A 10,553-nucleotide genomic window follows, 5' to 3' on the forward strand; every position below is an offset into this window, starting at 1 on the left:
CGTGTGCTGACGGCCGGGCTTCCCGAGCGGGTGGGTTCGCCCTTCGGTCTGGTCCGGCGTCGGCTGCGGGACAAGCTGCCGCCCCGGTTGCCCGCGACTCCCGTACCGCCCGCTCCTGCGCAGGCGCCGGTGCGGCGGCTGATGCCGGAGTGCACCGAGTGCGGCGTACCGGGAAGGCCCGAGGCGTTCCGCGACGGACTCTGCCGCCCCTGCCGCGAGTCCGACCACACCCCCTGACGAAACGACGAGTCGGCCAAAAACACGAGCGGGGGCGGGGCGGAAGCCTGGCTCACGCGGGTGTCGCGACCGGGGACATCCTGGCCATCCACTGCTTGGCGCCCCACGCCTCGTACCGCGCCACCTCGGTGAACCCCAGCTTCGTCGCGAGGCGCATCGACCGGGTGTTGGCGGTCTGAGTGCGGAGCACCACCGATTCGCCGGGGCGCATGGCGGCGAACCAGGCCAGTGCTGCCGTGCAGGCCTCGGCGGCGTACCCGTGTCCCCAGGTCTCCGGCAGGAGCAGATAGCCGAGTTCGTCCTCCTCGGCATTCGGGGCGGTGCCACTGCGAAGCTCCGGTGGACGCCGGTTGAGCTCCAGGGTGCCGATCATCGTTCCGTCGAGCTCGATCACGAACAGGCCGGGGCGCTGCTCGGGTATCTCGGGCAACACGCGTTCGCACTCTTCCCGCGAGCGGGAGCCGCCCAGGTAGGTACCCACCTCCGGCGAGCTGAACAACTCGACGAACCCCGGACGGTCCCGGGGCTCGGGCGCGCGGAGCACGAGCCGCTCGGTCCTGATCGGTGCGGGAGGCCAGGCGGCGTAGGGGAGTTCAGTCATGGAGGCGAATCTAGCTCGGGCCTGCGGAGTGGCACGTGTCCCTTTGCCGGGACGTCCGTCGGCAGCGAGCCCCCCGGCCCGGATGCAGCGTCCGCCGGGGCCGGGCCAGGTGCGGTGGCGTTCCACTGGTAGGAGGTCACCGCAGGCCGTAGGACCCGGGCGGTCCCGGAAGGGGGACCTTCAGTCCTGTTCCCCGTGGCGGCCTCTCCTCCGGTTGCCGTCTCAAGGCCCTCGCGCATTCGCGCATCCGGCCCCCGCCGAGTGGCGGGGGCCGGTGGCTCGGGGCCGCCGAGGGCCCTTGGGTCAGCCGTGGAGCCTGGCGAGTTCCACGAGACGGGTGAACCCCTCGCGGGTGAGGGTCAGGTGGGGGCCGCGGGGGTTCTTGCTGTCGCGGATCAGGAATTCACCGGTCGCGTGCGCGTGGTCGGGTGCCCACTCGATGCACTGGCCCCCGTCGCCGCCGCTGTAGGTGCTCTTGACCCATCGCATGGTGTGCTGAGGGTCGGGCGTGCTGCTCATGTGGCGTGCTCCTCCAGGATCGTGCGAATCAGGGTCAGCGAATCTTCCTCGGACAGCGCCGCCATGCGGAGCCGGTCGAACATGCTGACGGCTGTCGCCACCACGCTAGGGGTGTCGTCCACCCGTCCGCCATGGGTGGGCGACTCCGTGTAGAGCGCGTGGGGTGCGTCGTTCAACGAGAGCAGCGTAAACGGGAGATGACTGGGCGCGGCGCCTGCCTTGTACGGCAGGACCTGGACCGTGACGTGGGGCGATGCCATCTGCTTGATCAGGTGCTCCAGCTGCCCGACCATGACGGACCGGTCGCCGACGCATGTGCGCAGGACGGCTTCGTGGACCACGACCCACAGGAGTGGCGGTTCGGCACGCTCTATGACGGCCTGACGCCTGATTCGCAGGTCGACGCGCTGTTTGATCTGGTCCGCCGTCTCGCGAGGGCGAGCGGCACGGAAGACCGCCGTCGCGTACTCGGGGGTCTGCAACAGGCCCATGAGGAATGTGCACGAGTAGTCCGTGATCCCGCTCGCGGACTCTTCCAGCGTGATGTAGGGGATGAACCACCCCGGGTGCCCCCGTTTGCTCAGCTTGGCCCGGAGGCGGACGTACACGCCCGGCGTCCCGGCCACGCGGTCCATGGCCTCCGCGAAGGCGTCGGACGCGAGCACGGTGCCGTTCTCGACCTTGCTGACCTGCGCCTGCTGGTAATGCAGCCGGTCCGCGAACTTCTCCTGGGAAAGCCCCATGGCTTCCCGCAGGGCCTTTACCTCCTCGCCGAAATACACGGCGCCGTTCGCGGGCTCCCGTGCCTGGTCGGCGCTTTCGCTCACCTGTTCAACTCCCTCGTATTCCGCCTGCGTTGGAATGGTGTCGGATCTTTCGAGCGTACGCCGCCCGCAGTCATGCTGTGAGCGTCAAGTTACACAGCGCAGCGGAAGCGAGGGACGGGCGATGCACGAGACGTGGATCGAGGAGGCGGTCGAGGACGCCGAACGGGTGCGTGGCGAGCTGGGCGCCGCACTCGAGGAGGCGGGGGTGAAGCTGCCCTCCCTGGCGGTCGACGCCTCGTCCTGGGCCGGGGTCGCCATGCCCGTACTGATCGATCTGGGGCGCTGCAACGTGGGGACCGCCCGCGCACTCGCCGCCGCGCTCCGGGCCCGGGGCGCCGGATGCGGACAGGAGGCGGTGCGGTGATGCTCGCCCCCGCCGCCGGGCGGCCGTGGCGCGGCGCGTGGCCGCTCGTCGCGCGGACCGACGACGGCAACGCGTGGGTGACGGGGGTCTGCTGGCTGTACTGCCGACGCGAAGGCGTGCGGGTGCTGCGGGTCGGCTCCGTGAACGCGCCCGGTGCGACGGGCGATCTGTACGCGTGCGGTCCGTGCCTGGCGGAACTCGACCGGCTGGTGCGTGCCCAGGCGTACGGGCGCGCCGAGGGCCGTACGCGGGTCGGGCACGCCGCGGCGTTCGCCGTACCCGCGTACGCCGCACCCGCCTGCGCCGCCGGAGCGGCGGGGTGCGAGCACCAGCGGACCGAGTTCCGCCACGGCAAGACCTTCTGCCGGGTCTGCGCGTGGCAGCTCTATCTGTGAGAAGGGTTCAGCGGGGGTCCACGGGGATCGGCGGGGCGCCCGCCAGGATGCGGGGTTCCTCGCCCTGGTAGACGCGGCGGGCGGCCGGGGCCGTGTGGCGGGGGAGGACCGTGCCCAGGAAGCCCGCCAGGAACCCCGCCGGGATGGAGACGAGGCCGGTGGTGGTGAACGGGAACCAGTTGAAGTCGTGGTCGGGGAAGACCGAGGTGGGCGAGCCGGAAACCAGGTTGGTGCCGGTGATCAGGACCAGGACCGAGAGCGTGCCGACGATGAGGGTGCAGAGCAGCCCGGTACGGGTGAAGCGCCGCCAGAACATGCTGTAGACCAGCGCCGGGGCCAGCGCGGAAGCGCCGACGCAGAACGAGAGCGTCGCCAGGGCCTGCACGTTCCAGTGCCGGGCCACCACGGCGAGGGCGGTGGCCAGCAGACCCACGACGATCGCCGAGATCTGCGCCGTACGCATCTCGGCGCGGCCCGGCATCGGCGCCCGCCGTCCGGGTCGGGCGGTGTGCGGGCCGCGGGCGAACAGGCCGTGCGCGAACAGGTCGTGGGCCAGTGAGTTGGCGCAGGACAGGATCATTCCGGCGACCGAGGCGAGCAGCGTCAGGAAGATCGCCGTCGTCATCGTCGTGATGACCAGGGCTCCCATCCGCGTACCGTTCGCGATCTCCCCGCTGATCTGGAGGATCGCGCTGTTCCCGGAGGCCCCGGCGGCGGTGATGCCCTCGTGGCCGACGAGCGCCGCCGCGCCGAAGCCGATCACCACGAGCAGCAGGCAGATCGCGGCGACCGTGCCGACCGCCCACGACATCGAGCGGCGGACGGCCTGGGTGGAGCGGGAACTCGCCATCCGCATGGTGACGTGCGGGAGGCAGGCGGCGCCGAGCACCACGGTCAGCTCGGAACTGACCATGTCGAGCCCGCTGCCCTCGAACTGGAGGCCCGAGCTCAGGAACGCGGCCCCCGCCCCGCTGCTCTGCCGGGCGGCCGAGAGCAGCGACGCGGTGCTCCAGTCGAAATGGTTCATGATCAGTACGGCGATGGTGAAGGAGGCCACGAAGAGGACGACGATCTTCACGATCTGGATCAGCGAGGTTCCCTTCATCCCGCCGATCGCCGCGTAACCGATCATCAGGGTGCCGAGCCCGATGATCGCGCCGGTGCGGAAGCCCGAGGTGTCGAAGCCGAGGATGAACGCGAGGAGATCGCCGCTGCTGGCGAGCTGGACGACCATCATCGGGACGAGCGCGGCGATGGTGGCCGCGCACGCGGTGACACGGACGGCGCGGCCGGGGGCGCGGCGCACCAGGACGTCGCCCATGGTGAAGCCGCCCGTGTTGCGCAGCGGTTCGGCGAGCAGGAACATCAGCAGGACCATCGAGAGCGTGATGCTCAGCGCGAGGATCGTCCCGTCGTAGCCGGTGAGCGCGATGATGCCGGTGGTGCCGAGCACGGTGGCGGCGGAGAGGTAGTCGCCCGCCAGGGCGAGCCCGTTCCGCATCGGTCCGAGCGAACGGGAACCGGTGTAGAACTCGTCGAGGTCGTCGCGGTCCGGGCCGGTCATCACGCAGAGCAGCAGCGCCACGGTGCCGACCGCGAGGAAGGCCACCAGGGACATCGACTGCGCGGAGTTGTCGAATCCGTTCATCGAGCGGCTCCCGCTCTTCGGACCCGGGCGGCGAGCGGGTCGACCGTACGCCGGGCGGTCCGTTCGTACACCGCGACGGCGAGCGCCGTCATCGGGAGCTGGCACAGCCCCAGCACCAGACCGACGTTGAGGCCGCCGAACAGCGGGAAGTCCACCAGATCCTTGGCGAACGCCGACAGCAGCAGGAACACCACGAAGTAGCCGAGCGCGGTCAGGGCCGCGACACGCCGCAGCGTCCGGTACGCGGTACGCAGCCGGCGCAGGTCGCCGTGGCGGCCGGGCACCAGGGCCGGGGCGGGCTCGGCGGCGGTGGCGGCCAGTCCGGGCGGGAGGTCGGGCGGTGCCGGATCGGAGCTCTGCCAGGGCAGCAGGTAGTCGGCGTGGTGGGGAGAGGGGGGCGGGTTTCCGTGCGACATCGGGGGTGCTGCTCCTTGCGTGGCTCGGGTCCTGGTCGGGACGGCAATGCAGGAGTGCTGTGCGGTCGGAAGCGTGAACATTACTAGTGGGTACGGCAGTTGGGGAATGCGCTATGCGATTTCCCCGAGGCATTGGCTCAGTTGAGCAGTGGGCGGTGAACGGGAGGTGGCGGCGGGGAGGGGGCGGGGCACTGTCGTACCGGCCGCTGCACCCTTGGGGGCAGTCCCCTACAAGCGGCTCCACCCGGGGGCCGAGTCCCTTAGGGGTAGCTCCTTACTTCTGGGCAGGGAGCGTTCCTCCCGGCGGAGGACGTGACCGCGGTGGCTCATTCCTTACGGTGGTCTTACGCCGCGAGGAGCGGCCGGGGCCCGCTGCGCAGACGGCGGGCCCGGGGGGAAGGGGCGGGGGAGACCCCGTCCGGGGAATGTGCCGGGCGCTCAGGTGCCGGGGCTGTCTCCGACACCGGATTCCGTACGAGTAATGGGCCGTTCCCGGCGCGTACCGACAGAGGAGAAATATCGTGACAACGGCGGTAACCGTTCCCAGGCACGGGGGTACTGGAGGGCGCACGGCCGTCGCCGCCCGGGCGCGCCAGGTGCTGAAGGCGTACGGGTCGGGGGAGACCCGGGTCGTCGCGCTCGACCACGTCGACGTGGACATCGCCCGGGGAGAGTTCACGGCGATCATGGGGCCGTCCGGCTCCGGCAAGTCGACGCTGATGCACTGCCTGGCCGGCCTGGACACCGTCAGCTCGGGGCAGATCTTCCTCGACGAGACCGAGATCACCGGGCTGAAGGACAAGAAGCTCACCCAGCTCCGCCGTGACCGGATCGGCTTCATCTTCCAGGCGTTCAACCTGCTGCCCACGCTCGACGCGCTGGAGAACATCACGCTGCCGATGGACATCGCGGGCCGCCGCCCCGACGCCGCCTGGCTCCAGCAGGTCGTGGAGACCGTCGGGCTCGCCGGGCGGCTGAAGCACCGGCCCACCGAACTCTCCGGCGGCCAGCAGCAGCGCGTCGCGGTGGCCCGGGCCCTGGCCGCCCGCCCCGAGATCATCTTCGGGGACGAGCCGACCGGGAACCTGGACTCGCGGGCCGGGGCCGAGGTGCTGAGCTTCCTGCGCCGGTCGGTCGACGAGCTGGGCCAGACCATCGTCATGGTCACCCACGACCCGGTGGCCGCCTCCTACGCGGACCGGGTGCTGTACCTCGCCGACGGACGCATCGTCGACGAGATGCGCGACCCGACCGCCGACCAGGTCCTCGACCGGATGAAGGACTTCGACTCGCGCGGGCGGACCTCATGACCGTCTGGAAGACCTCGCGGCGGAACTTCTTCGCCCACAAGGGACGCATGGCGCTCTCCGCCGTCGCGGTCCTGCTGTCGGTGGCGTTCGTGTGCGGCACGCTCGTCTTCACCGACACCATGAACACCACCTTCGACAAGCTCTTCGCCGTGACGTCCGCCGATGTCACCGTCGGCCCGAAGACCGCCGAGGACGACGACCCGATGGGGCGCGGCGGCAAGCCCGCCACCGTCCCCGCCGACGCCGTCGGACGCGTCGCGAAGGCCACCGGTGCGAAGAGCGCCGAGGGCGTGGTCGTCAGCATGTCCGTGACCGTCGTCGACCGGCACGACAAGAACATGGGCTCCACCACCGGCGCCCCCACGATCGCGGGCAACTGGACCCGCAACGACCTGCGCTCGATGGAGATCTCCAGCGGCCACGCACCGCGCGGCCCCACCGAGGTCATGGTCGACGCCGACACCGCCGACAAGCACCACCTGAAGCTCGGCGACGAACTGCGCACCATCACCGCCAACGGCGACATCCGGGCCCGCATCAGCGGCATCGCCGCCTTCAAGGTCACCAACCCCGGCGCCGCCGTCGTCTACTTCGACACCGCCACCGCGCAGAGCAAGCTGCTCGGCCGGTCCGACGCCTTCAGCCTGATCAACGTCACCGCCGGCACCGGCGTCTCCGACGAACAGCTGAAGAAGAACGTCGCCGCCGCGCTCGCCGACCCGGCCGCTTACGAACTCCAGACGCAGAAGGAAGCGGCGGAGTCCAACAAGGACTCCATGGGCTCCTTCCTCGACGTGATGAAGTACGCCATGCTCGGCTTCGCCGGGATCGCCCTGCTCGTCGGCATCTTCCTCATCGTCAACACCTTCTCCATGCTGGTCGCCCAGCGCACCCGCGAGATCGGCCTGATGCGGGCCATCGGCTCCAGCCGCAAGCAGGTCAACCGGTCCGTCCTGATCGAGGCGCTGCTCCTCGGCGTCGTCGGCTCGCTCCTCGGGGTCGGAGCGGGCGTCGGCCTCGCCGTCGGCCTGATGAAGCTGATGGGGGCGGTGGGCATGGAACTGTCCACCGAGGACCTCACCGTCGCCTGGACGACCCCCGTCGTCGGCCTGGTGCTGGGCGTCGTCGTCACCGTCGTCGCCGCCTACTTCCCGGCCCGCCGGGCGGGCAAGGTCTCGCCCATGGCCGCGCTGCGCGAATCCGGCACCCCGGCGGACGGCCGTACCGGCCGCGTCCGGGCCGCGATCGGGCTGGTCCTCACGCTCGGCGGCGGCGCCGCGCTGTTCGCTGCGGCCGGTGCCGACGACGCGAGCCGGGGTTCGCTCCTTCTCGGGGTCGGCGTGTTCCTCAGCCTGGTCGGCTTCATCGTGATCGGCCCGCTGCTGGCCGGGTTCGTGGTCCGGGTGCTCAGCGCCGTCATGCTGCGGATGTTCGGCCCCGTGGGGCGGCTCGCCGAGCGCAACGCCCTGCGCAACCCGCGCCGCACCGGGGCGACCGGCGCCGCGCTGATGGTCGGACTCGCCCTGGTCGCCTGCCTCTCCGTGGTCGGCTCCTCCATGGTCGCCTCGGCCACCGACGAACTCGACCGGTCGGTGGGGGCCGACTTCATCGTCCAGTCCGCCGGGGACGGCTCCCCGATCGTGGACCAGGCGGCGAAGGCCGTCACCGCCGTACCCGGCCTCGAACACGTCACCCGGTACCAGTCCGTCGAGGTCCGGGTGACCGCCCCCGACGGCACCACCGAGAAGCCCCGGCTGTCCGCCGCCGACCCCACCTTCCCCGGCGACCTGCGCCGCGAGACCGTCTCCGGCGACCTGGCCGACGCCTACGCCCCCGGCGCCATGTCGGTCGGCGAGGAATACGCCGCCAAGCACCACCTCGAGGTCGGCGACCGGCTCACCGTCGCGTTCAGGGACGGCAGGACCGCGAAGCTGCGGATCGCCGCCATCACCTCGGACGACGTGAACATCGACAAGGGCGCGATGTACACCGCCGTCAAGACCGCCGAACAGTACGTCCCCGCCGACGCCATGCCGCAGAACACGCTCATGTTCGCGAAGGCCGAGGACGGCAAGGAGACCGAGACGTACGCCGCGCTCAAGAGCGCGCTCGCCAAGTACCCGCAGTACGAGGTCCGCAACCAGGCCGACTACAAGCAGCAGCTGAAGGACCAGATCGGACAGCTGCTGAACATCGTCTACGGCCTGCTGGCGCTCGCGATCATCGTCGCCGTGCTCGGTGTGGTGAACACCCTGGCCCTCTCGGTGGTCGAACGGACCCGCGAGATCGGCCTGATGCGCGCCATCGGCCTCTCCCGCCGTCAGCTGCGCCGGATGATCCGGCTGGAATCCGTGGTCATCGCGGTCTTCGGCGCCCTGCTCGGCCTCGGACTCGGCATGGGCTGGGGCACCGCCGCCCAGCAACTGCTGGCCCTGGAAGGGCTCGACGTCCTGGAGATCCCGTGGCCGACGATCCTCACCGTCTTCGTCGCCTCGGCCTTCGTCGGACTGTTCGCCGCACTGGTCCCGGCCTTCCGGGCGGGTCGGATGAACGTCCTGAACGCGATCGCCACCGACGGGTGATGCGAGCGGCCCGCGTAGACTGAACCGATCCGGCCCCGGGGTGTTCCTCCAAACACTCCGGGGCCGGATTGTGTACGCCCCTACGACCGCATCCTGACGGCGCGCTGACAGTGCGTTGACGGCGCGCTGACGGTGCGCTCGGGTTGCACGAAGCTGCCGCGACCTGTGCAGCATGCTGACACGGACGCCCCTGCTGCCGTGTCCTTGCCGCTGGCATCGTCGTGCGGGCCGGGCCCCCCCCCCCCGGCGCCCCACGACCGGCGCCGGGCGGGCGATGCCCAGGCCCCTCCGGCGTCGGGTGAACGGCGCCGAGTGATCGGCCCCGGCCCGGTGCGGGCCGGGGCCGATCACGTTCCACGCCTCCTCTCGTACCGCTCCGACCTGGGGCTTTGGTTGATCATTGCCTTCCTCTTTACCTTCTCTTGGGTTTTCCTGTACTGTTCTTTGAACGGAGGGGAGTACTCCCGTACGCGGCGTTTCCGTCAGTACGGACCGTGACCGGTCCCGGGGCGCCGGCCCGTGGTGCGCAGCCCGTGCGCCCGGGTGGAGGAGACCTCCGGCAGCGACGACGCTGAATCAGTAGCCGTAGCGAACTGCCGGAGGCGCAGTGGACGTTTCATGGACCGTCTGGGTGCTGACCATTCTTGGTCTGTCAGCCCTGATCGCCGTCGATTTCTTCATCGGGCGCAAGCCCCATGACGTGACGACCAAGGAAGCCGGGATCTGGACGGTCGTCTGGATCGCACTGGCCGCCCTCTTCGGGCTCGGCCTGCTGCTCTTCGGCGAGAGCCAGGCCTCCGGCGAGTTCTTCGCGGGCTTCATCACGGAGAAGTCGCTCAGCGTCGACAACCTCTTCGTCTTCGTCCTGATCATGGCGAAGTTCTCGGTGCCCTCGCACCTGCAGCAGCGGGTGCTGCTGGTCGGTGTGCTGATCGCGCTGGTGCTGCGGGCCGTCTTCATCGCGGCCGGTGCCGCCGTGATCGCCAACTTCTCCTGGGTCTTCTACATCTTCGGCGCGTTCCTCGTGTACACGGCCTGGAAGCTCGTCCAGGAGGCGCGGGCCGGTGAGGAAGAGGAGGAGTTCGAGGAGAACCGCCTCCTCAAGAGCATCGAACGGCGCTTCGGGGTGGCCGACCGCTACCACGGCACCAAGCTCTTCATCCGGAACAACGGCAAGCGCGTCCTGACCCCGCTGATGGTGGTCATGCTCGCCATCGGCACCACCGACGTGCTGTTCGCCCTGGACTCCATCCCCGCCATCTTCGGCCTGACCCAGGACCCGTACATCGTCTTCACCGCCAACGCCTTCGCGCTGATGGGGCTGCGGCAGCTGTACTTCCTGATCGGCGGGCTGCTGAAGAAGCTGGTCCACCTCAGCTACGGGCTCTCGGTGATCCTCGGCTTCATCGGAGTGAAGCTGGTGCTGCACGCCCTGCACGAGTCCGGGGTGCACGTCCCGGAGATCTCCATACCGGTGTCGCTCGGCGTCATCTGCGGCGTACTGGTGATCACCACGATCACCAGCCTTCTCGCCGGCCGGAAGCAGGCCCGTGCGGAAGCGGCCGAGAGTGCGCGGAGCGACGCGGACAAGGATGCGGGTGTGGACGCCTGACCGTCGCGGTACGACGGCGCCGGGCCCGCTCCACCGAGACGG

General features: G+C 70.3%; 10 protein-coding genes and 1 pseudogene. 6 read left to right on the forward strand and 5 right to left on the reverse strand.

Features of this window, described 5'->3' with window-relative positions; all coding sequences use genetic code 11:
- Positions 1-237: pseudogene (locus ACFCV8_RS33090) on the forward strand (MarR family transcriptional regulator); the annotation flags it as partial.
- A 52-nt stretch (positions 238-289) separates the two neighbouring features.
- Here the strand turns inward: ACFCV8_RS33090 and ACFCV8_RS33095 are convergent.
- From ACFCV8_RS33095 to ACFCV8_RS33105, 3 genes are all read right to left on the reverse strand, one after another.
- Positions 290-838 (reverse strand): GNAT family N-acetyltransferase, encoded by a 549-nt coding sequence (locus ACFCV8_RS33095; protein WP_376689199.1) that lies wholly within the window; start codon positions 836-838, stop codon positions 290-292.
- 303 nt (positions 839-1,141) lie between these two features.
- Positions 1,142-1,357, reverse strand: coding sequence for a DUF397 domain-containing protein (locus ACFCV8_RS33100; RefSeq protein WP_376689200.1), 216 nt, complete (start codon positions 1,355-1,357; stop codon positions 1,142-1,144).
- Complete coding sequence (locus ACFCV8_RS33105) at positions 1,354-2,184, reverse strand: Scr1 family TA system antitoxin-like transcriptional regulator (protein ID WP_376689201.1); 831 nt, start codon at positions 2,182-2,184, stop codon at positions 1,354-1,356. Before ACFCV8_RS33105 ends, ACFCV8_RS33100 begins: the two co-directional genes overlap by 4 nt.
- A 121-nt stretch (positions 2,185-2,305) precedes the next feature.
- Between ACFCV8_RS33105 and ACFCV8_RS33110 the strand changes: the two genes are divergently transcribed.
- Together ACFCV8_RS33110 and ACFCV8_RS33115 are read left to right on the forward strand one after the other, a co-directional pair.
- Positions 2,306-2,548, forward strand: a complete 243-nt coding sequence (locus ACFCV8_RS33110) for a hypothetical protein (RefSeq protein WP_376689202.1) — start codon at positions 2,306-2,308, stop codon at positions 2,546-2,548.
- The gene (locus ACFCV8_RS33115) at positions 2,548-2,943 is read left to right on the forward strand and encodes a hypothetical protein (RefSeq protein WP_376689203.1); all 396 of its coding nucleotides are present in this window, start codon (positions 2,548-2,550) and stop codon (positions 2,941-2,943) included. Before ACFCV8_RS33110 ends, ACFCV8_RS33115 begins: the two co-directional genes overlap by 1 nt.
- Before the next feature lie 7 nt (positions 2,944-2,950).
- Here the strand turns inward: ACFCV8_RS33115 and ACFCV8_RS33120 are convergent, their stop codons facing one another.
- Positions 2,951-4,591, reverse strand: a complete 1,641-nt coding sequence (locus ACFCV8_RS33120) for a cation acetate symporter (protein WP_376689204.1) — start codon at positions 4,589-4,591, stop codon at positions 2,951-2,953.
- Complete coding sequence (locus tag ACFCV8_RS33125) at positions 4,588-5,007, reverse strand: DUF485 domain-containing protein (protein WP_376689205.1); 420 nt, start codon at positions 5,005-5,007, stop codon at positions 4,588-4,590. Before ACFCV8_RS33125 ends, ACFCV8_RS33120 begins: the two co-directional genes overlap by 4 nt.
- 521 nt (positions 5,008-5,528) lie before the next feature.
- Between ACFCV8_RS33125 and ACFCV8_RS33130 the strand changes: the two genes are divergently transcribed.
- The 3 genes from ACFCV8_RS33130 to ACFCV8_RS33140 all read left to right on the forward strand — a co-directional run bounded on the left by ACFCV8_RS33130 (position 5,529) and on the right by ACFCV8_RS33140 (position 10,511).
- A complete protein-coding gene (locus ACFCV8_RS33130; RefSeq protein ID WP_376689206.1) occupies positions 5,529-6,317 on the forward strand; it encodes an ABC transporter ATP-binding protein in 789 nt (262 codons plus the stop codon).
- A complete protein-coding gene (locus ACFCV8_RS33135) occupies positions 6,314-8,899 on the forward strand; it encodes an ABC transporter permease (RefSeq protein ID WP_376689207.1) in 2,586 nt (861 codons plus the stop codon). The genes ACFCV8_RS33130 and ACFCV8_RS33135 overlap by 4 nt, the downstream gene beginning before the upstream one ends.
- Before the next feature lie 607 nt (positions 8,900-9,506).
- Positions 9,507-10,511, forward strand: coding sequence for a TerC family protein (locus tag ACFCV8_RS33140; RefSeq protein ID WP_376689208.1), 1,005 nt, complete (start codon positions 9,507-9,509; stop codon positions 10,509-10,511).
- Positions 10,512-10,553: the final 42 nt, after the last annotated feature.

Source organism: Streptomyces sp. NPDC056347, from assembly GCF_042262625.1.
In the GTDB taxonomy this organism is placed as follows: Bacteria; Actinomycetota; Actinomycetes; order Streptomycetales; family Streptomycetaceae; genus Streptomyces.